The 20,421-nt window shown below is 72.3% G+C and carries 18 protein-coding genes; 12 read left to right on the top strand and 6 right to left on the bottom strand.

The genetic code is table 11. The annotated features are described in order from the left end of the window. Positions 1-58 precede the first annotated feature (58 nt). Positions 59-700, bottom strand: coding sequence for a TetR/AcrR family transcriptional regulator (locus BLW76_RS27715; RefSeq protein ID WP_091312610.1), 642 nt, complete (start codon positions 698-700; stop codon positions 59-61). A gap of 114 nt (positions 701-814) precedes the next feature. Between BLW76_RS27715 and BLW76_RS27710 the strand changes: the two genes are divergently transcribed. The 7 genes from BLW76_RS27710 (at position 815) to BLW76_RS27680 (ending at position 9,172) form a co-directional block, all read left to right on the top strand. Further along, on the top strand, positions 815-1,663 hold the full coding sequence (locus BLW76_RS27710; RefSeq protein ID WP_091312607.1) for a shikimate dehydrogenase: 849 nt from the start codon (positions 815-817) through the stop codon (positions 1,661-1,663). Further along, complete coding sequence (locus BLW76_RS27705) at positions 1,653-3,452, top strand: sugar phosphate isomerase/epimerase and 4-hydroxyphenylpyruvate domain-containing protein (RefSeq protein WP_091312605.1); 1,800 nt, start codon at positions 1,653-1,655, stop codon at positions 3,450-3,452. The genes BLW76_RS27710 and BLW76_RS27705 overlap by 11 nt, the downstream gene beginning before the upstream one ends. Positions 3,453-3,753: 301 nt before the next feature. Beyond that, positions 3,754-5,055: a sugar ABC transporter substrate-binding protein gene (locus tag BLW76_RS27700; RefSeq protein WP_091312603.1), complete on the top strand. Its 1,302-nt coding sequence runs from the start codon at positions 3,754-3,756 to the stop codon at positions 5,053-5,055. Then, complete coding sequence (locus BLW76_RS27695; protein WP_091312600.1) at positions 5,052-6,038, top strand: carbohydrate ABC transporter permease; 987 nt, start codon at positions 5,052-5,054, stop codon at positions 6,036-6,038. The genes BLW76_RS27700 and BLW76_RS27695 overlap by 4 nt, the downstream gene beginning before the upstream one ends. Beyond that, positions 6,035-6,865: a carbohydrate ABC transporter permease gene (locus tag BLW76_RS27690; RefSeq protein ID WP_091312598.1), complete on the top strand. Its 831-nt coding sequence runs from the start codon at positions 6,035-6,037 to the stop codon at positions 6,863-6,865. The genes BLW76_RS27695 and BLW76_RS27690 overlap by 4 nt, the downstream gene beginning before the upstream one ends. A gap of 3 nt (positions 6,866-6,868) precedes the next feature. Beyond that, complete coding sequence (locus BLW76_RS27685) at positions 6,869-8,302, top strand: glycoside hydrolase family 3 protein (protein WP_091312595.1); 1,434 nt, start codon at positions 6,869-6,871, stop codon at positions 8,300-8,302. 111 nt (positions 8,303-8,413) lie between these two features. Beyond that, positions 8,414-9,172 carry a hypothetical protein gene (locus tag BLW76_RS27680; RefSeq protein WP_091312592.1) on the top strand — a complete coding sequence of 253 codons (759 nt, stop codon included), beginning with the start codon at positions 8,414-8,416 and terminating at the stop codon, positions 9,170-9,172. Positions 9,173-9,230: 58 nt separating this feature from the next. Here the strand turns inward: BLW76_RS27680 and BLW76_RS27675 are convergent, their stop codons facing one another. The 5 genes from BLW76_RS27675 to BLW76_RS27655 form a co-directional block, all read right to left on the bottom strand. After that, positions 9,231-10,280: a DUF2235 domain-containing protein gene (locus tag BLW76_RS27675; protein WP_091312591.1), complete on the bottom strand. Its 1,050-nt coding sequence runs from the start codon at positions 10,278-10,280 to the stop codon at positions 9,231-9,233. An 89-nt stretch (positions 10,281-10,369) separates the two neighbouring features. Continuing rightward, a complete protein-coding gene (locus tag BLW76_RS27670) occupies positions 10,370-12,517 on the bottom strand; it encodes a YcaO-like family protein (RefSeq protein WP_091312589.1) in 2,148 nt (715 codons plus the stop codon). Between the two features lie 457 nt (positions 12,518-12,974). Beyond that, complete coding sequence (locus BLW76_RS27665; protein ID WP_091312586.1) at positions 12,975-14,408, bottom strand: DUF1996 domain-containing protein; 1,434 nt, start codon at positions 14,406-14,408, stop codon at positions 12,975-12,977. 471 nt (positions 14,409-14,879) lie between these two features. Next, a complete protein-coding gene (locus tag BLW76_RS27660) occupies positions 14,880-15,401 on the bottom strand; it encodes a P-loop nucleotide/nucleoside kinase family protein (RefSeq protein ID WP_208613399.1) in 522 nt (173 codons plus the stop codon). A gap of 30 nt (positions 15,402-15,431) precedes the next feature. Further along, the gene (locus BLW76_RS27655) at positions 15,432-16,058 is read right to left on the bottom strand and encodes a sigma-70 family RNA polymerase sigma factor (RefSeq protein WP_208613398.1); all 627 of its coding nucleotides are present in this window, start codon (positions 16,056-16,058) and stop codon (positions 15,432-15,434) included. A 243-nt stretch (positions 16,059-16,301) separates the two neighbouring features. Here BLW76_RS27655 and BLW76_RS27650 point away from each other — a divergent pair, with 243 nt between their 5' ends. From BLW76_RS27650 to BLW76_RS27630, 5 genes are all read left to right on the top strand, one after another. Then, positions 16,302-16,709, top strand: a complete 408-nt coding sequence (locus BLW76_RS27650; RefSeq protein ID WP_091312583.1) for a pyridoxamine 5'-phosphate oxidase family protein — start codon at positions 16,302-16,304, stop codon at positions 16,707-16,709. 166 nt (positions 16,710-16,875) lie between these two features. Further along, positions 16,876-18,378: a GAF domain-containing sensor histidine kinase gene (locus BLW76_RS27645; protein ID WP_091319954.1), complete on the top strand. Its 1,503-nt coding sequence runs from the start codon at positions 16,876-16,878 to the stop codon at positions 18,376-18,378. Beyond that, positions 18,375-19,034 carry a response regulator gene (locus BLW76_RS27640; protein WP_091312581.1) on the top strand — a complete coding sequence of 220 codons (660 nt, stop codon included), beginning with the start codon at positions 18,375-18,377 and terminating at the stop codon, positions 19,032-19,034. Before BLW76_RS27645 ends, BLW76_RS27640 begins: the two co-directional genes overlap by 4 nt. A 110-nt stretch (positions 19,035-19,144) precedes the next feature. After that, entirely contained in the window at positions 19,145-19,594 is a 450-nt protein-coding gene (locus BLW76_RS27635; RefSeq protein ID WP_091312578.1) for a hypothetical protein, read from the top strand. A gap of 98 nt (positions 19,595-19,692) precedes the next feature. Next, entirely contained in the window at positions 19,693-20,331 is a 639-nt protein-coding gene (locus BLW76_RS27630) for a maleylpyruvate isomerase family mycothiol-dependent enzyme (RefSeq protein WP_091312576.1), read from the top strand. The last annotated feature ends 90 nt before the right edge of the window (positions 20,332-20,421 follow it).

Here is a 20,421-nt window from a genome sequence, read left to right as displayed (position 1 = left end):
GGTCTAGTTAGTTAATAGAGAGTGCGAGACCGGGGCGCCGGGTGTCAAGAGGCGGATTTCAGGCGGTCAGGTAGTTGATCAGCAGGTCGCCCAGCATCGTGCGGTAGTGCTCGCGACGGGCCGGATCGAGCATGTCGCGGCCGAAGATCGCCTGGAACGTGTGGCGGTTCGCCTGCTGGAACACGCAGAACGAGCTGATGATCATGTGGACGTCGAGCGCGTCGGCGTCCGCCCGGAACAGGCCGGCCTTGTGGCCTCGCTCGAGGATCCGCGTGATCCCGCCGAGGGCCGGGTCGGCCAGTCCGGCCAGGATCTCCGACTGCGACAGGTGCTCCGCGCGGTGGATGTTCTCGATGCTGACCAGCCGGATGAAGTCGGGGTTGGCCTGGTGGTGGTCGAAGGTCAGTGCCGCCAGCTGCCGAAGTGCCTCCTCGGGATCCAGGTGCTCGACGTCGAGCTGCTGTTCCGAGGCGCGGAGGGCGGAATACGCCCGCTCCAGCACGGCGATGTAGAGCTGTTCCTTGCCGCCGAAGTAGTAGTAGATCATCCGCTTGGTGGTGCTGGTGCGGGCGGCGATCTCGTCGACCCGGGCGCCGGTGTAGCCCTTGTCCGCGAACTCCCGCGTGGCCACGGCGAGGATGTCGGCGCGCGTGCGGTCCTTGTCGCGCTGGCGCTCGGCCTCCGACGATGGTGCGGCCACCGGGCTCCCTCCGCTGCAGGTGAACGCCCCCACTCTAGTGCAGCCCTTCCGCTCGAACGCACGCCGCGCTACCGTGAACGTACTAGTTCGTACATTAAGTTCGGAGGGTGCGGCGTGACCAGCTACTTGATCGGGCTTGTCGGCACGGGCATCGGGCCGTCCGCGAGCCCGGCCCTGCACGAGCGCGAGGCCGACGAGCTGGGCCTGCGCTACCTCTACCGGCTGCTGGACCTCGACGTCCTGGGCCGCCCGGTCGCCGACGTCCTCGCCGCCGCCCGGCTCGCCGGGTTCGACGGCCTCAACGTCACCCACCCGGCCAAGCAGGCCGTCGTCCCGCACCTCGACGAGCTCTCGCCGGAAGCCGCCGCGCTCGGGGCGGTCAACACCGTCGTCTTCCGCCAAGGGCGCGCGATCGGCCACAACACCGACGCGACCGGGTTCGCCCGCAGCCTCAGCCGCGGCCTGCCGGACGTCCGCATGGACGACGTCGTGCTGCTCGGCGCCGGGGGAGCGGGCGCGGCGGTCGCGCACGCGCTGCTCTCCCTCGGCACCGGACGCCTCACCGTGCACGACGTCGACGGCGCCCGGAGTGCCCACCTGGCCGCGGCCCTCGACCGGCGGTTCGGCCCGGGCCGCGCGGTCACCGGCGACCTGACCGCGCTCGAGCGTGCCGACGGGCTCGTGCACGCCACCCCGACCGGCATGGCCGCCCACCCCGGCTCGCCCGTCCCCGCCGAGCTGCTGCACGAAGATTTGTGGGTCGCCGACATCGTCTACCGCCCGCTGGAAACCGCGCTGCTCGCCGCCGCCCGCGCCCGCGGGTGCCGGGTGCTGCACGGCGGCGGCATGGTCGTGCTGCAGGCCGCCGAGTCGTTCCGGCTGTTCACCGGCGCCGACCCGGACCCCGGCCGGATGCTGCGCCACTTCGACGCCCTGGAAGGGGAGGCCGCCCGTGCTGCCTGAGCCGCGCACCGCCATCGCCACCGTCTGCCTGTCCGGCACCCTGGAGGACAAGCTCGCCGCGGCCGCCGCGGCCGGGTTCGACGGCGTCGAGCTGTTCGAGAACGACCTGCTGGTGTCCCCGTCGAGCCCGGCCGAAATCCGTCGCCGCTGCGCCGACCTCGGCCTGTCGATCGACCTCTACCAGCCGTTCCGCGACTTCGAAGCCGTCCCGCCTGACCTGCACCGGGCCAACCTGCGCCGGGCGGCCTGCAAGTTCGACGTCATGGCCGAGCTCGGCACGGACACGATCCTGGTCTGCTCGTCGGTCTCGCCCGAAGCGATCGACGACGACGAACTGGCCGCCGAACAGCTGCACGCGCTGGCGGAGCTGGCCGATTCACGCGGGATGCGGGTCGCCTACGAGGCACTGGCCTGGGGCAGGCACGTCAGCGGGTACGAGCACGCCTGGCGCATCGTCCGCCGCGCCGCCCACCCCGCGCTCGGCGTCTGCCTGGACAGCTTCCACATCCTGTCGAAGGGCCACGACCCGGCGGCGATCCGCGCCATCCCCGGCGACAAGATCTTCTTCCTGCAGCTGGCCGACGCGCCGAAGCTGCCGATGGACGTGCTGCCCTGGAGCAGGCACCACCGGCTCTTCCCGGGACAGGGCGACTTCGACCTGACGGCGTTCACCGGGCACGTGCTGGCCGCGGGCTACCGCGGGCCGCTGTCCCTCGAAGTCTTCAACGACGTGTTCCGCCAGGCCGACCCGCGCCCCGCCGCCGTCGACGCGCTGCGGTCGCTGCTGGTGCTGCAGGAGTCCCTGGGCGTGCTCGACCTGCCGGCCGCGCCGGCCCTGACCGGGCACGCGTTCGCCGAGGTCGTCACCGACCCGGGCGGCGGGCGCGTCCTCGCGAGCCTCGGGTTCGCGCGCACCGGCGTGCACCGCACCAAGCCGGTCGAGCTGTGGGAGCAGGGCGACGCCCGGGTGGTGGTCAACGAAGGCGGCGCGGCGCACGGTGCCGTCGGCGCCGTCGCGCTGGCCAGCACCGACCCGGTCCGCTCGGCGCGCCGGGCCGAAGCGCTGCGGGCGCCGGTCCTGCCGCGGGTGCGCGGCCCGCGCGAGGCCGACCTGGCGTCGGTCTCGGCGCCGGACGGCACCCAGGTGTTCCTCTGCGGCGACGACTGGCGCGAGGACTTCGTGCCGACCGGGGAAACGGCAGGCGGCGCGGGCGTTTTCGGGATCGATCACGTGGCGCTCACCCAGCCCTTCGACCACTTCGAGGAAGCCGCGCTGTTCCACCACGCGGTGTTCGGGCTGACGCCGTCGCCGGTGACGGAGTACGCGGCGCCGTTCGGGCTGGTGCGCAGCCGTGCGGTGGCGGCGGGGGACGTCCGGCTGACGCTGGAGGCGGCCGTGGTCCGCCGCGGCGAATGGGCGCCGGCGGTCCCCGAACCGCAGCACGTCGCGTTCGCCTGCACGGACGCACTGGCCGCGGCCGCGGCGATGCGCGCGGCGGGCGCCCCGCTGCTGGACATCCCCGGCAACTACTACGACGACCTGGCCGCCCGGCTGGAGCTGCCGCCGGCCCGGCTCGCCGCGTTGCGGGAGCACTCGGTGCTCTACGACCGGGACGCCGAGGGCGAGTTCCTCCACTTCTACACCGCGCTGGCCGGGGCGCGGGTGTTCTTCGAGGTGGTGCAGCGGATCGGCGGGTACCGCGGCTTCGGCGTGGCCAACGCGCCGGTGCGGATGGCCGCCCACCGCGCCCGCCGACATGCGGCCCCACCGGTGAAAACGCCGGCCTGATCACCACCGCCGCCCCGGGAACCCTTTCCCGGGGCGGTTTTCGTTGTGCCGCGCGGACCGGGGCATGCGGAATCCCGGTGTCCCCGCGGTGAAAAAGGTCCGGACCACCTTCCTATTCGGACGACTTCTGGCACGTCGGGCCGCACCCAGGTGACCGCCCGGTTACTCCTCGCATGCGTTTACAACGTTCCGGCAACCGCCTTGACAGGGCCTGTGGTACGTACCACTCTAACCCCAACATTGGTCTACACCATTTGGGGCGTCCGGCCGCGGTGGCCGGGCAGGGAAAGGACGGCATCGAGTGAAACGCTGGCTCAAGCTGGCGGCGGGCGCCGCCGCACTCACGCTCGCGACCGCGGGCTGCGCGGGCTCCGGCGGCTCGGACACCGCGGCCTCGCCGAGCGGCAACGCGCCGCTGAGCGGGACCGTCACGGTCTGGCTGATGACCGGCTCCGCGCCGGAGACGCTGACCGACGCGCTCAACAAGGAGTTCGAGGCCGCGCACCCCGGGGTCAAGGTCAAGTACGAAGTCCAGCAGTGGGACGGCATCCAGCAGAAGCTGACCACCGCGCTGGCCAGCGGCGCGCCGCCGGACGTCATCGAGATCGGCAACACGCAGACCGCCGCGTTCGCCTCCCAGGACGGCGTCCTGACCGACCTGACCGCCGACAAGGACAGCTTCAACGGCGCGCAGTGGCTCAAGGGCCTCGCCGACTCGGGCAGCTACGACGGCAAGGTCTACGGCGTCCCGTTCTACGCGGCCAACCGCGAGGTCATCTACCGCAAGGACATGTTCGAGCAGGCCGGCATCACCAAGACGCCGACCTCGAACGACGAGTGGATCGACGCGATCGGCAAGCTGAAGACCAAGTTCGGCGCCGACCCCGAGTTCCAGGCGCTCTACATGCCGGGCCAGAACTGGTACGCGCTGCTGTCGTTCATCTGGGACAACGGCGGTGACATCGCCAAGGCCGACGGCAAGAACTACAAGGCGACCCTGGACACCCCCGAGGCCAAGGCCGGCCTGGAGTTCTACAAGAAGCTCGTCGACACCTCCGGCACCAAGGCGCCGAAGGACGCCGACGAGGCCAAGCCGCAGCAGGCGACCGTCTACGGCGCCGGCAAGGCGGCCATGATGATCGGCCTCCCGTGGGAGCTGGCGACCGCCGCCAAGACCGACGCGAGCCTGACCGCCAAGACCGGCGCCTTCGCGATCCCGAGCAAGACCGCCGGCCAGAGCGCCCCGGTCTTCCTGGGTGGTTCGAACCTCGCCATCCCGGCCAACAGCAAGAACGTGGCCGCGGCCAAGGAGTACATCAAGCTGCTCTCCAGCCCGAAGTACCAGAGCCAGCTCGCCGCCGCCGGCGTCGTGCCCGGCACGTCGACCGACCTCACCGGCCTGGACAAGGACCCGCTGGGCAGCGTGATGGCCAAGGCGTCCACCAACGGCAAGGCCGTGCCGGCCAGCCCCAAGTGGGGTGACGTCGAGTCCGGCCAGAACCCGGTCAAGGACATGCTGACCGCGTACCTCACCGGCAAGAAGACGCTCGACCAGGCGACCGCCGACGCCAACGCAGCGCTGAACAAGCTCATCGGCGGATGACCGCGACCGCGAACGTGACGATGCCGGCGGGGGCGACCCCGCCGGCATCGCCGCGCGACACCCGGGTCACCAAGCGCAGGCGGGGCCGGTTCGGCGACCGGGTGCTCCCGTACCTGCTGCTGCTCCCGGCGTTGGCGGCGATCCTGGTGCTGCTCGCCTGGCCGCTGGTCCAGGTGCTGGCGATCAGCTTCCGCAAGCTCGACATCGGCCAGCTCGTCTCCGGGAAGATGATCTGGATCGGGTTCGACAACTACACGAACACGCTGTCGGACCCGGAGTTCTGGACGATCACCGTCCGGACCCTGGTCTTCACCGCGGCCATCGTGGCCGCCACGATCGCCGGCGGGCTGCTGCTGGCGGTGCTCATGCGCCACCTCGGCCCGGTCGTGCGGATCATGGTGCAGGTGACGCTGGTCCTCGCGTGGGCCACCCCGGTGATCGCCACGACCACGGTGTTCCAGTGGATCTTCGACCAGCAGTACGGCATCCTCAACAAGACGCTGGACCGGCTGGGCTTCCACTCCTTCATCGGCTTCTCGTGGTTCTCCAGCGGGGCCAGCACGCTGACGGTGATCGGGCTGCTCATCGTGTGGCAGGCCGTGCCGTTCGTGACGTTCTCGCTCTACGCGGGCATCATCGGCGTCCCACGCGAGCAGTACGAGGCGGCCGGCATCGACGGCGCCAGCGCGTGGCAGACGTTCCGCGCGGTCACCTGGCCCGCCATCCGGCCGATCACCACGATGGTGACGTTCCTGTCGGTGCTGTGGGACTTCAACGCCTTCGCCCAGATCTGGGCGATCCGCGAGGGCGGCCCCGACGGCGGGAGCACCACCCTAGCCGTCGTGCTGTACCTCAAGGGCATCGCGGGCAACCACTTCGGCGCGGCGGGCGCGATCGCGACGCTGATGCTGATCGTGCTGGCGCTCATCACCGGCCGGTACATCCAGCTGCTCGTCCGGACCCCGGAAGGTGATCTCAAGTGAGGAAATCGCTGCCGCAGCGGATCGCGCTGTCGGTCGTCGGCGTCCTGGTGGCGCTGGCCATCGTCTTCCCGACGTACTGGATGTTCGTCACGTCGCTGAGATCGCCCGGCCAGATCCTCTCGCCGAAGTACGACCTGATCCCGACGTCGTTCTCGTTCGGCAACTTCGCCACCGCGCTGAGCAAGGACAACTTCCCGACCTACCTGATGAACAGCCTGATCGTCACGGTCGGTTCGGTGCTGTGCGCGCTGGTGGCCGGCACGCTGGCGGCGATCCCGCTGTCCCGGCTGCGGTTCACCGGCCGCCGGGGCTTCCTGGTGCTGGTCATGGTGGCGCAGCTGGCGCCGGTGTCGGCCCTGTTCATCCCGCTGTTCCTGCTGATGCGGGACGCCGGGCTGCTCAACACGCTGCCGTCGCTGCTGCTGATCTACTTCGCCACCACGCTGCCGTTCACGGTCTGGATGCTCTACGGCTTCGTCAACGGGATCCCGTACGAGCTGGAAGAGGCCGCGATGATCGACGGCTGCAGCCAGACCGGCGCGTTCCGCCGGGTGACGCTGCCGCTGCTCGGGCCGGGGCTGGTCACCACCTCGGTGTTCAGCTTCATCACCGCGTGGAACGAGTACCTGTTCGCGCTGGTGTTCATCCAGGACAAGCCGAAGGAGACGCTGCCGGTGTGGCTGGCGTCGTTCCGCACCGCGTTCGCCACCGACTGGGGCGGCGTCATGGCCGCGTCGGTCATCTACGCGATCCCGGCGCTGATCTTCTTCCTGCTCGTGCAACGCAAGCTCGTGTCCGGCGCGACCGCCGGCGCCGTGAAGGGGTAGCTGTTGAGTTCTCCCGAGAAGCTCGCCGAAGCCGTCCTCCTGCCCGGGTTCGCCGGCACGACCGCGCCGGACTGGCTGCGCCGCCGGATCGCCGAGGGGCTCGGCGGGGTGGTCCTGTTCGGCCGCAACGTCGTCGACGACGAGCAGGTCGCCGCCCTGACCGCCCAGCTGCGGAGTGCGCGGGACGGCGTCGTGGTCGGCATCGACGAGGAGGGCGGCGACGTCACCCGCCTCGACGTCAACACGGGGTCGTTCGTGCCGGGCCCGCTGGCCCTCGGCGCCGCGGACGACCCGGAGCTGACGACGGCGGTCGCCGCCGCCCTCGGCGAGCGGCTGGCCGCGTGCGGCGTCACGGTGAACCTCGCGCCGTGCGCGGACCTCACCCTGGCCGCCGAGGACCCGATCATCGGCGTCCGGGCGTTCGGGGCCGACCCGGCGAAGGCGTCGCCGCACGTCGCGGCCTACGTGACCGGGTTGCAGAAGTACGGCGTGGCGGCCTGCGCGAAGCACTTCCCGGGCCACGGCGCCGCGACCGAGGATTCGCACGTGGCCCTGCCGGTGCTGCCGCGGACCGTCGAAGAGCTGCGGGAGATCGAGCTGGTCCCGTTCGCCGCGGCAATCCGGGCCGGGGTGCGCTCGGTGATGTCCGGTCACCTGGTCGTCCGGGCCTGGGGCGACGAGCCGGCCACGCTCAACCGCACCGCCCTCACCGACGTCCTGCGCGGCGAACTCGGCTTCACCGGCGCGGTGATCACCGACGCGCTGGAGATGGGCGCGGTGTCCGGGGCATACGGGCGCCACGACGGCCTCGGCCGCTCGGCGGTGCGGGCCCTGGCGGCCGGGGCGGACGCGCTGTGCCTCGGTGGCGCGGCCTTCGAAGCCGCACACCTGGACGCCTGCGTGACGGCGATCGTGGCCGCGGTCGCGGCGGGGGAGCTGCCCCTGGAGCGGCTGGCGGAGGCGGCGGCGCGGACGGCGGCGCTGGGCACCGACCCGGCCCCGGCGTCGGTGGGCCCGGTCGACCGGCGGCTCGGCCTGGAAGCGGCCCGCAAGGCGCTGCGCATCCAGGGTGAGCCGCGGTTGGCCGGGCCGGCGCTGGTGGTCGACGTCCAGACCGAGCCGACCATCGCGGCCGGGCCGATGCCGTGGGGCCTCGGCGCGCACCTGGCCGAGCTCGTGCCGGGCAGCCGGGCGATGACCGCGACGCCGGACGACGCCGACGCGGTGCTCGAAGGGGCGAAGGGGTTTCGCAGCGTCGTCGTGGTGACGCGGGAGGCGCACCGGCACCCGAAGGTCCGCGCGCTGCTCGACGCCCTGTCCGGGCTCGAGTACATCCGCGTGGAAACGGGCGTACCCGGACCCGGCGGTGGCCCGCGGATCGACACCTTCAGCGGCTCCTGGGTCAGCCTCCGCGCGGCCGCGGAATACCTGGCCTGACCGGGATTTCGTCCGCTTTGCCGTATCTCCAGAAGTCCGGCCGCGGTTTGTACGCGCCTTGTACCGGCGGTCCCCATTCTGTTCCCACACCGAATACTGGAGGACAGAACAATGAACTTGGGGATCGTGAAGCGGCTGGCCGGGGTGGCCGGCATCGCCGCGGCGCTCGTGGTCGCCGGCGCGGGCCCGGCGTTCGCGGCCACGGGCACCGTGCACACCGACTCGGGTGCGCCGCTGACCGTGCGGTCCAGCCCGAGCGCCACCGCGGGCTCCATCGGCAGCATCGCCGACGGCACCGCCGTGACCATCACCTGCCAGACCAACGGCTCCACGGTCGACGGCAAGTACGGCACCTCGGACATCTGGGACAAGGTGGGCGACGGCTACATCAGCGACGCCTACGTCTACACCGGCTCCGACGGCCGGGTCGCCCCGGACTGCGCGGGCTCGACGCTGACCTGCTCCACCGCGGGCACCGGCAACCCGAAGACCTGCGCGCAGGCCGTGGCCTACGCCAAGACCCGCATCCACACGAACGACCTCGACTCCTACGAGGGCTGGTGCGACCGGATCAACGCCCAGAACTACGGCTGGTCCGCGTCCGGCTCGGAGACGGCCTACATCCACTGGACCCAGATCCCGGCCTCGTTCAAGCACGCGGGTGACTACCAGGTCCCGGCGGGCGGCCTCGCCTACTTCAAGAGCAGCGGCGCCGGCCACACGATGATCTCCATCGGCGACGGCAAGTTCCTGTCGAACGACATCAACGGCTACGGCAGCTACACCGAGACCACGATCGCCCAGATCAAGAGCAAGTGGGGCCAGACCTACCTCGGCTGGGCGCAGCCGTGGTTCAAGATCAACCACTGACCCGCTGACCGCGCACGGGCCCCTGTCCGCCTCCCTCGGACAGGGGCCCGGGCGCGTCTCACACCTTCATGATCCGGTGCGCCGGGTCCGCCAGGTACGCGAGCAGGTTGCCCGGCCGGTACGGCGGCTGCATCTGCTCACTGCGGTGCAGCGCGCACGACCCCGCGAACTCCGTCGCCGGGTCCGCGCGGCCGATGACGCGGTTCGCCGAGCCGAACCACCGGAAGAACCCGTTGAGCGAATTGTGCAGTTCGCCGAGTTCGTCGCGGGCGGCCAGGTGGCCGAAGGCGTCGTCTTCGAACGCCAAGCCGCACCGCTCGGCCCGGTCGGCCATCCACCGCAGGGCGAGGTTCGACAGCGCAGGCTGCCGGTAGCCGCCACCGACGTCGGAGTGGGCGCCGGCGAACCAGACCTGTTCGCGGAGCTGGCCGTTCGAGGCCTTCGACGGCGCCCACACGGCCGGGCTGAACGACTTGCGGTGCTCGTCCACCGCCAGCGCCTGGAACGCCGCCTGCACGATCGACGTCAGCTCCATGTCGTGGAACTGCCAGCGCTTGTTCAGCAGGTGGATCAGCCGGCCGCCGCTGAGCGGGATGCCCAGCGCACCGACGGTGTCCCAGACCCCGACGAACCGGATCGGCGTCCGGTCTTCGCGGGCGTACTTCGCGCGGAACTCGCGGGCCCGCGGGCTGTCCGGACCGGACGTCGCCCGGTCGCGAGCGCGGTACAGCCCGTAGGCCTCCTCGAGCCGGCCGAGCTCGCCGGGGTGCAGGACGCCGCAGTTGCGGATGAAGCCCACGACGCTGCGCGCGGTGTAGGCGCCGCGACTGAAGCCGAAGAAGAAAAGTTCGTCACCGGGTTCGTAGTTTTCGGCGACGAAACGGTAGGCGTCCTTCACGTTCGCCGAGAGCCCGACGCCGAAAGCGCCACCGGTGATGCGGTCCCACAGCTTTCCGGTACCGACCCCTTCGCGGTAGTACACCCGCTGTTCCGTGCCGGCCGGATCGGCGGGCGCGACCACGGCCTGGAGCTGGCCGACGTTGGTCGGAGCCGGCTGGCGGAGGCTGTTCCACGTCCCGTCGCAGCAGATCACCAGACGTTTCGCCATGCTTCCTCCCCGGGTCCGGTCGTCCGTGAGTCGCCTCGGCCGGGTTCCGCGTTACGCTCGCGCGTTGCCCGGAAATGGGGTGCGGCTCCTCAGGCGTGGGGAAGCGGGAAGACGTTCAACCCCTCTTCGGGCAGGGGCGTGGACCGCCAGCCGAGGTCGACCGCGGCTCGGCGGATCCGGCCGTCGCCCCAGCACGGGATGCCGGCCGGGAGGTTCGGCACCAGACCCGGCACCAGGGTGTGCGCGGCGTGGAAGCCGGCGGCCTCGACGTCGCGGGTGGTGCGGTCGACGCTGATCACCTCGAACCCGCGCTCCTCGACGCGTTCCTGGTAGGCCTTGAGCCGCCGCTCGCCCAGGGACGGGAGGCCCTCCCAGGTCCGCACCGGGAGGTTGCGCACCCACGGCGCCACCCGCGCCGCGGCTCGGGGGTCGAGGTGGATCTGCTGCCGGCACGCCGGGTCCACGACGTCGGCGAAGTCTTCGCGGTAGGAGTCGAGGTAGCGGCGGTCGGCGCGGTAGGGCTTGAGGTGGCCCGGGTACCGCCGGCCGGCCGGCGCGCGCTCGTCGTCGAGGGTGCGGTAGGTGTGCTGGAGGGTGAACCCTTCGGCGAGCGCCTTCTTGGCCGCTTCGAACGCGTCGGGCCGGGTCGCCAACCCGATCGACAGCCGGCGCCGGGTCCGGTCGAACACCGCGGCGGCGACGATCGGGACGTCGAACTCGTTGTCCAGCGGGATGAGGGTGACGTCGTAGGTGTCGGCGGTGTCGGCGACCAGTGCCCGGATCTCCGCCGGGACGGACAGCCGGCGCAGCCGGGGCGTGTTGGCCCACCAGACCATGGTCGTGTCGCGTGCCAGGACCTCTTCGAGGCCGGAGGTTACGGCGTCTTCCACGCTGGTGCCGCCGGCGAGCCCGGCGGTCACCGGGCCGGTGAACCGCGGGCCGCCGGGTTCGGGCTCGGCCGAGACGAGGCACGCCGGGACCCAGATCGGGTCCTGTGTCGTGTGCGAAAAGCCTTCCACCCAAGCGCACTCGACGTCGGTCGTGAACGGCGCGAACGGGAAACCTGCGCTCGCGTACTGCCGTGCCGAGTAGAGGTTCAGGCGGCGTGGGTCGAGGGCCGGGACGCCGTCGCGGCGCAGCCGGTCGTAACTGGCGTGGCGGATCCGGCGTTCCGGCCCGAGCCGGCTGCCGCAGTAGCGCGCCACGGCCGCGCCGATCGCGGAGTCGCGGGCGGGTTCGAAGTCGTGCCACGACGTGCCGGACGCCTGACTGTCGTGGGGCAGGTCGGCGACGTCGACCGCGCACACCTTCAGGCGGGCGGGCATGCCCGGCGCGGCGGGCAGTTCGCGGACCGCGGTGACGATCCCCGTGCGGTCGTCGACGAGCAGGTCGGGCCGCGGCCCGTGCGCCACCACCACCGGCCGGGGCCGGTCGGGCACGGGCAGCACGGGCCGGGAGAGCACCCGCAGCCGGACGGGGTCGAGTTCGAGTTCGCCGGTCGTGGTCTCGGCGGGCGCACCGGAGGCCCAGCGTTCGAGCTGGACGGCGAGGGCGGTGAGCAGCCAGCGGGTCTCCCCGGGCCGGAACCGCGGGCCGGGCGGGGCACCGGCGGCGGCGAAGGCGTCGAGCACCCGCGGGTCGGGGGCGGCGGAGCGGCGGCGGGCCAGCGCGTCGGCGAAGTCGGGGCCGGAGCCGGGGGTGACCGCGGGCCCGGCGATCCCCTGGCCGCGTTCGCAGCGGAAGGGGAGGAAGCGCACCCCGCGGTCGGCGCAGAAGGCCTCCAGCGCGGTCAGCTCGGCATAGGCCGGATGGGTGAACGCGGCGACGACGATCGTGTCCGCGGGAGCCACCGGGAAGGGGTGGTCGAGGCCGGTGAGCCGGGCGATCCGCGCGTAACCGGACGGCGCGAGGAGGCCCGCGAGGGGTTCGGTCAGCTCCGGCGCCCCGGCGAGCAGCACCGTGGTCGCGGCGAGGCGGCGGGCACCGGCGTCCTGGTCCGCGCGCAGGCAGGCGTCCGCCTCGAGGAAGTCGAGCACCTCCGCGTAGCCGGGGTCCATCCCGGCCAGCAGCTTCTCGCGGGTGCGGGTGCCGTCGCACCGGTCGAGCCACCCCCGGACCTCCGCCACCGGGGCGGTGATCGGGAACTGGCCGCCGTTCGGCGTGCTGAGCAGGCACAGTCCGGGTTCGAGGGCGTGGAGCTCGATCCCGGTCAGTTGCGGGCGGATGTGGTCGGGCATGGCGAACCCCTCGATCGGAAAGAGCCGGACGGGGCCGTGCCGCGGCCCGGGAGCGGGGGCCGCGGCACGCCGGCGGTGTGGTTGTGACTGCTACCTGGCGAAAGTTCCTCCTTCAACGGGTTCCGGTGAGGTGTCACCGGGTCGGGGTGACGTGAACAAATATGGGTTCCGAGTGTGCGCCGTGACGTCTTCTGGAATGCGGTGCGCACCTCCGGTTCGTGCGTTCCGCATGGGCCGTGCGGAGGCCCGCACGGGCATGACGACGCAAGGCCTCCTCAGCGGCACAGCCGTCGAGAAGGCCTTCACGGTCGACCCGGAGGTCGGGGGTCAGCGCGGGTGAGTCTCCGAGTATGTGGTCCAGACCTTGCCCGCGGGGAAAGGCGCGCCGGTGACCATGCCGCCATCTTCGCGCGGGAACCGGCGGCGCACCATCCCCGGGTGCGCCGCCGGTGCCGAGTCACGCCCGGCAGGTCCGCCCGCGGTTCACGCAGTTCACCAGTCCGTTCATGATCCGCTGCGACATCACGTTGGCGAAGTCGTCGTGGTCGGACAGCGGGTTGTGGTTCTCCTGCGGGAACGCGTCCACTTTGTACTGCCGCTTGACCTGGATGTCCCGCGGGATGTCGTAGGTCAGCGAGATCTGCAGCTGCGGCACCGCCTTGAACCCGTTGCCGCACCGGCCGAACCGGTCCGGGTAGACGATGTGCGTGCGGTGGTTGGCGCTGTCGGTGTTCTTGCCGTCCCAGCAGCTCGGGAACGTGTGGATGCGCTTGACCTTGCTGCCTTCCGGGCAGATCGGGTACTTGTCGGTGACGCGGTTCTCGAACCCGGTGCACGTCCAGCTCGCCTTGGCGTTGGCCGGTCCGTTGGTCGAGACCTTCGCGTCGCCGTAGAGCACGCGCAGGAAGCGCGGCATGGCCACGACCTTCCCGGCCGGGCTGCCGCGGAAGGTGATCTGCACCCGCTGCGGCCGCTGGATCTCGCCGTCGTTGCCGGGCAGCTCGTTGTTCTCGTCCTGCCCGGGCAGCGCGCCACCGGGAGCCGACGAGCTCGGCGGCGGGGTGGGCGTCCCGGTGTCCTTGCCCGGCTTCGTCCCGCACGGCGCCAGCCCGCCGAGATCACGCGGCTTCTGGGCGAACCGGCCGATCGCGATGGCGATCCGGTCGATGATGGCGGTGCGCCGGTCCTTGAGCGGGTTCAGGATCGCGTTGCGCACGAAGTCCGGGCCGCCCTGGCCCTGGGTGACGGCGATGCGCTGGTTGGCCTCGTCGCTCTGGGCGTCGAGCTGGTCCAGGTTGCCGTCGACCTCGGCCATGGCCTGGTCGGGGATGTCGGGCAGCTTGCTGGCGACGTCCGGGCAGGCCACCTGGACGGTCTTCGCTTCGCGGTCGGCCTGCGCCCGGTCGCCGTCGGGCTTCTTGGCGGGCTCGTTCTTCTCCTCTTCGCCGGTGTCGATGCGGACGACGGGCCAGAAGTAGGCGGACTTGTCGCCGTTGCGGCAGGTGGTGCCGGCCTTGAGCAGGCTCTTGTTGTTCGAGTCGGCGTTCGTCGACAGGTTGCCGACGTAGTCGTGCAGGTGCTGGGCGCCGTTGCGGACGCCGGGCTGGGCGATGAAGTTGTCCGGGTTGAAGTGCTTGTTCTCGTTGCGGCCGCAGTCGACGGTGAACGTGCCCGTCGCCGCGCCGCTCACCGGGCGCGGGTCGAACTGGTTGGGCTTGACCTTCAGGATGTCGACGAAGAAGGCGGGGTTCGCCTCGTCGGCGCTGGCTTCACCGGTGTTGCCGGTGGTGGTCGCGACGACGATGCCGCCGACCGCGATCGCGAGGGCGAGGCCGCCGGTCGCGATCTTCGTCCGACGGGACAGCCGATGCCGTCCTTGGGTGCGGGACATGGGAAATCCTCCGGGGTGTCGGGCTGGCGGGAACGCGCGACACTGCACGGGAACGAGCCCAGGCTCGTCCCGAACAGGCGGGGTTGGCGTCACGGGTTTGGTGATACGTCGGCAAGGCACGATGCCCGGCTGGTCCACTGACCCGACATCAGTGGGGTGCGCGCCCACCTGCCCGTGGCCGCGCCGTCAACCGGCTGGTTATCGTTCCGTTATGGAAGCTACACGGTCGCTTGACACCGGGCAAGAAGTTCTTTTCGACTGTTACAACGCGTCAGGCCCGGTTCGTGTTTCCGTAGCGGAACACGGCGCTGACCTGCAGATTGTCTCCGTGTGGCAGGCCAGCGGAAAAAACTTTGAACCGAAGTGAACCGGCATCCGTATCCCTCGGTGAGGCCGGTTGAATGCCCGCGGTACGGGTGCTCACCGGGAATTGCCGTGAAATGGGTGAATGGTGCCTTCGGCGACCCATTCTCAGAACTCCGCGGCCGCCAGCGCCGCGGTGATGAGCGAGACCGATTCGCCGACCGGCCGCCCGGCGGTGTCGACGACCAGCCGCTCGCGGTCCCACGGTGCGTATTCGCGGGCCACGATCTCCGCCCAGGTGGGCGGGTCGAGTCCGGGGACGCCGGGGTCGCGGGTCTCCGCGCGCCGCCGGTGCTCGGCCGGGTCGGAACAGACGACCTCGGTTTCCAGCACCCGCGCCCCGGCGGCGGAACCCGTGGCCCGCCAGGCATCCCGGGTGACGGCGAGCGGGTTGACGCACTCGGCGATCACGCTCACGCCGGTGCGGAGCAGGTCGGCGGCGACGTCGTAGGCGACGACGTAGCCCACCGGGCCGAGCGGCGCGGCCAGTGCGGTGCTGCGCAGGATCGCCTGCTCGATCGTGTCGATGCGCAGGAAGGCGAAGCCGGTGCGGCGGGCGAGTTCCGCGGAGATCGTGCTCTTCCCGGTCGCGGGCAGGCCGCCGACGACGACCAGGCACGGGGGCGGCACCGGGAGATCCTCGCACGCGCGGTCACCGGGTCAGGAAGCCGCCTCGTCATGGGCCAGCAGGCTGCGCCGCAGGGTGGTGAGCGCGCGGTGCTGGGCGACGCGGACCGCGCCGGCGCTGCCGAGGCCGACCGCCGCGGCCGTCTCTTCCGCCGTCATGCCGAGGATGATCCGCAGGACGAGGATTTCGCGCTGGCGCGGCGGGAGCGTGTCGAGCAGGCCGGACGACCAGTCGAGCGCCGCGGACCGCTCGACCTCCTCACCCGTCGGGTCCGCGCCGCCGGCGCCGCCCGCGCGGCCGGTCGGCGGTTCGGCGACCGGGCTGGTGCGGTCGCGCGCCCGGCGCCGGTGGAAGTCGGACACCTTGTGCGCGGCGATGCCGAACACGAACGGCACGAACCCGTCGGGTGCGAGGCGGTAGTCCGGCAGGGCGCGGACGATCGCCAGCAGCACGTCCTGGGCGCAGTCCTCGGCGTCGGACGAACCGTCCTGCCACGTGCGCAGCCGGCCGAGGCAGTAGCGGAACACCATCGGCCGCAGCGTGCGCAGCAGCGCGGCCACCGCGGCGCGGTTGCCCTGCACCGCCGACCGGACGAGCTCCGGGTCGAGCGCGGCGGCCGTTGCGGGTGGCGGGCCGCCGTCGGTGGAGTGCGCCGTCATCGGCCTCACCCTCTTTTCGCGACGTTCCCGGCAACGGACGGTCACGACGCTAGGTCACTCCGCGTGGCCGCGACACCGGCCGGGCGACCGTCCCGAACCGGGTCTTCCGGCCCTGGCCGGAACCGCCCGGATGTGCCTGCGTGCGGCGGCGCGCGCGGCCGGGCCGAACGGCCCTATCGGCGGACCGGGTGAAGCGATCACGCTGGTGGCCGGGGAATTCACAGGAGAAACACAGGGAACGAGATGGTCGACGACGTGGGCTTCGGGCTGTTGCTGGACCGGCAGCAGTGCCTCGCCTTGCTCCGGACGGCGAGCCTCGGACGGGTGATCTTCACCCACCGGGCCATGCCGGCGGTGCGTCCGGTGCGCTTCACGGTCGTCGACGACGCCGTCGTCTTCGCCGTCCCGCCCGGCAGTCCCCTGTACGCGGGGGCGCGCGACGCGGTCGTCGCGTTCGAAGCCGACGAACTCGCCGCCGACCTGGGCGCCGGCTGGTACGTCAGCCTGCTGGGCCGCGCCACCGAGGCCACGGCCGTCGACCTCGGCGTGCCCGCCTGCCCGTGCCCGGCGCCCACGCCGGTTTTCCAGCGGTTCCTGCGCGTTCCGGCCGAGACCATCAGCGGCCACCGCATCGTCTGCCACGCGGAGTGATCCCGCGATCGCCGTAACGGTGGGGCGCCCGTCATCGACCCACCGGATGGATGAACCGGATTGGGCCGACACGGGCAGTGGCCTGTGGCACCCTTGACGGCCCGGGGTAGGCCCGGGGAACCAGCGGAGCCAGCGGGGTCGACGGACAGTGGCGGACGAAATCAGCATGCCGGCGATCCTGGCCGCCGTGGGCGGCATCGCCCGCGAGCTGGAGCTGCCCGCCCTGCTGGACCGCGCGGTGACGGCGACGTGCGAGCTGCTCGGCGCCCGGCGCGGCCGGCTGACACTGACCGAGGGTGGAAAAGCCGACTACGGCCGGGGCGAGCCGGGCCCGGGCGCCGTCGAGCTGCCGGTCCGCGCGGGCAGCGAGACGTTCGGAACCCTGGTCGTCGAGCCCGGTGCCGGCGGGGAGTTCGGCCGTCGTGAGCGCGAGGTGCTCGGCGCGCTGGCCGCGGCCACCGGGATGGCCGTCGAGAAGGCCCTGCTCGTCGACCAGATGCGCCGCCGCGAACGCTGGCTCGAGGCGTCCTACGACGTCACCCGCGCCCTGCTCGCGGCCCAGGACCTGCGGGCGACGCTGCGGCTGGTCGCCGAACGCGCCCGCGTCGTCGCCGGCGGGACGGCCGGCGCGATCGCCCGGCCCGACGGCCCCGGCCGGCTCGTGTTCGACGTCGTCGAGCCGCCGGGCGAGGACGCCGACCGCCTCACGGGCCTGACCGTCCCGACCGAGGGCACCGCCACCGGGATGGCGTTCACCACCCGGCGCCCGGTCGTGGTGCGCGACTACGGCGAGCACGTGCAGGAGCAGCAGCGCCACCACGCCGGGCGGATGCCGGCGGTCGTCAAGGACCTCGACTCGGCGATCTCGGTGCCGCTGATGGTCGGCGAGGAGACGCTCGGGGTGCTGGTGGTGGCCAAGTTCCGCGACCGCTCGCCGTTCACCGAGTCCGACGTCCAGCTTGCCGAGACGTTCGCCGGGCACGCCGCGCTCGCCGTCGAGTTCTCCCGGGCGCAGGAGGCCCGCCAGCAGCTGGCGGTGTTCTCCGACCGCGACCGGATCGCCCGCGACCTGCACGACCTGGTGATCCAGCGGCTGTTCGCGACCGGGCTCGGCCTGGAGGGCGTCAGCAGGCTGATCGCCGACGCCGGGGTCGCCGCGCGGGTGGCCGGGTTCGCCCAGGACCTCGACGGCACGATCCGGGAGATCCGCAACAGCATCTTCTCGCTCCAGGCACCCGCGCAGGCGCAGGGCAGCCTCCGCGCGGAGCTGCTGCGGGTGGCCGTCGACGCCCGGGACGCGCTCGGCTTCGAGCCGCGCGTCGGCTTCGACGGGCCGCTCGACGCCGCGGTCCCGGACGCGGTCCGCTCCGACCTGATCGCGTCGCTGCGCGAAGCCCTGACGAACGTCGCCCGGCACGCGGGCGCGAAGTCGTCGTCGGTCGAGGTCACGGTGGACCGGCTCGGCCGGCGGCTGACGCTGGTGGTGCGCGACGACGGGGCCGGGCCGCCGCCGGAGGCCGGCCGGATCAGCGGGCTGGCCAACCTCGCGTCGCGGGCGGCCCGGTGGGGCGGCACCTGCGTGCTGGCGGCAGGCGAGGACGGCGGCGCGCGGCTGGAATGGACGGCGGAACTGCCGGCGATGACCGGCGAGCAGGGGAGTGGACGATGACGATCGGCGTGTTCCTGCTGGACGACCACGAGCTGGTCCGGACCGGGCTGAAGACCGTCTTCGAGCCCGAAGCCGACATCGAGGTGGTCGGGGAGGCGGGGACGGCGGCCGAGGCGCTGGTCCGGATCCCGCAGGCCCGCCCGGACGTGGCGGTGCTCGACGTCCGGCTGCCCGACGGAGAGGGCGTGGCGGTGTGCCGGGAGATCCGGTCCACGGTGGACCCGCCGCCGGCCTGCCTGATGCTGACGTCCTATTCGGACGACGACGCGCTGTTCGGCGCGATCATGGCGGGCGCGGCCGGGTACATGCTCAAGCAGGTCTCCGGCCGGTCGCTGATCGAGGCGGTCCGCACGGTCGCCGCCGGCGGCTCCCTGCTGGACGCCACGCTGACCGCGTCGGTGATGAACAAGCTGCGCGGCGAGAACGTCGCGGCCCCCGACCCGCGGTACGAGCAGCTGAGCCCGCAGGAGCGGCGGGTGCTGGACCTGGTCGCGGAGGGCCTGACCAACCGCCAGATCGCCGAGCGGCTGTTCCTGGCCGAGAAGACGGTGAAGAACTACGTCTCCTCGGTGCTGCACAAGCTCGGCGTCGAGCGCCGCACGTCGGCGGCGGTGTACATGTCCCAGCGGCGGGCCGAGCCCGGCCGATCGGGCTGAATCCGGGACTGTTCGGACGTAACGGGTGGGTCGTTCGACGTATCCAGCCGCCGATGGAGTACACCTGTCGGGTGACGCACGGAGCGCGTGCGCGGCAACGAGGGGACGACATGGCGGGGTTGTCGGGCGGGGACTGTGTCAAGCAGGACTACGTCACGGGGCAGATCCGGGCACTCGCGGACGCGGTGCGCCGGGAGGGGGCGGGCGGGGTGGGCACGCACAGCTTCCAGCTGGCGGAGCACCTGGCGGCGGAGGGCGGCATCCACCGCGGCGACATCATGGCGGCCACGGCCACCCTGCTGGCGATGACGGCCTGGTGCGACGGCGAAGCGGAGGCGGCCCGCAGGTTCGCCGAACTGGCGGGCGAGCACGACGTGGAGTCCCGCGAGCTGGTGACCCACCTGCTGCGCCTGGAGGCGGGCGCGGACCGCGGCTGGCTGCCGCAGGAGCAGGTGGAGGCGTTGCTGGAGTACGCCCGCCGCGAGCACCGGGGCGACCTGGCGAGCCGGGTCCGCGCCATCGCCGGCACCCGCCGCGGCCGGCACCGGCGGGAGGACTGACGGCGGGGCCCGGCGGTCGGCAATCCGGAAGAACTCCGGGGCCGTGACCGCTCGTATCGTCGAGGACGGCCGGTTCCCCTCCTAGGCAAGGACTCCGCATGGACGAAGCACGGATGTGGGCCGGGGTGGAGCAGGGCAGGCTGCGGCTGGCGGATTTCCTCGAAGGACTGTCCGAGCAGGACTGGGAACGCCCGTCCCTGTGCGACGGCTGGCGGATTCGCGACGTGGCGGCGCACCTGGCGGGCAACGCGCAGTTCGGGACGAAGGACTGGCTGCGCGAGGCGGTCCGTGCCCGGGGCAGCTTCGACCGGATGGTGCGCGAGTCGGCCCGGCGCCTGGCCGCCGCGCCGCCCGGGGAGATCGTGGCGCAGCTGCGGACGTTCGCCGGTTCGCGCCGGGTGCCGCCGGCGCCGGGTGCGGGTGCGGACTCGACGATCATGGACGTGCTCACGCACACGCTGGACATCGGGCTGGTCCTCGGCCACGAGCCGGAGATCCCGCCGGAGGACGCGGTCGCGGGGCTGGGCAGCCTGTGGAAGCTCCGGTTCCCGTTCAACCCGCGCAAGCACCTGAAGGGGCTCCGGCTGGTCGCCGAGGACGCGGACTGGGCGGTCGGCTCGGGCCCCGAGGTGCGGGGCCCGGCGGCGAGTTTCCTGCTCCTGCTGACCAACCGCCCCGCGGCCTACGACCGGCTCGAGGGGCCGGGCCTGGCCTCGGCCCGCGTTCGTCTCGGCTGAGCGCGGAACCTGGTCCGTCGCGGCCGGGCCGGGTCGGCCAGGCCGACCCAGCCCGGTCGGCCACGACGACCCGGCCAGCGCGAGCCGGCG

This window comes from Amycolatopsis tolypomycina (genome assembly GCF_900105945.1).
GTDB lineage: Bacteria > Actinomycetota > Actinomycetes > Mycobacteriales > Pseudonocardiaceae > Amycolatopsis > Amycolatopsis tolypomycina.
Note: the sequence above shows the minus strand (reverse complement) of the source record. Positions and strands in the feature narration are given on the sequence as shown.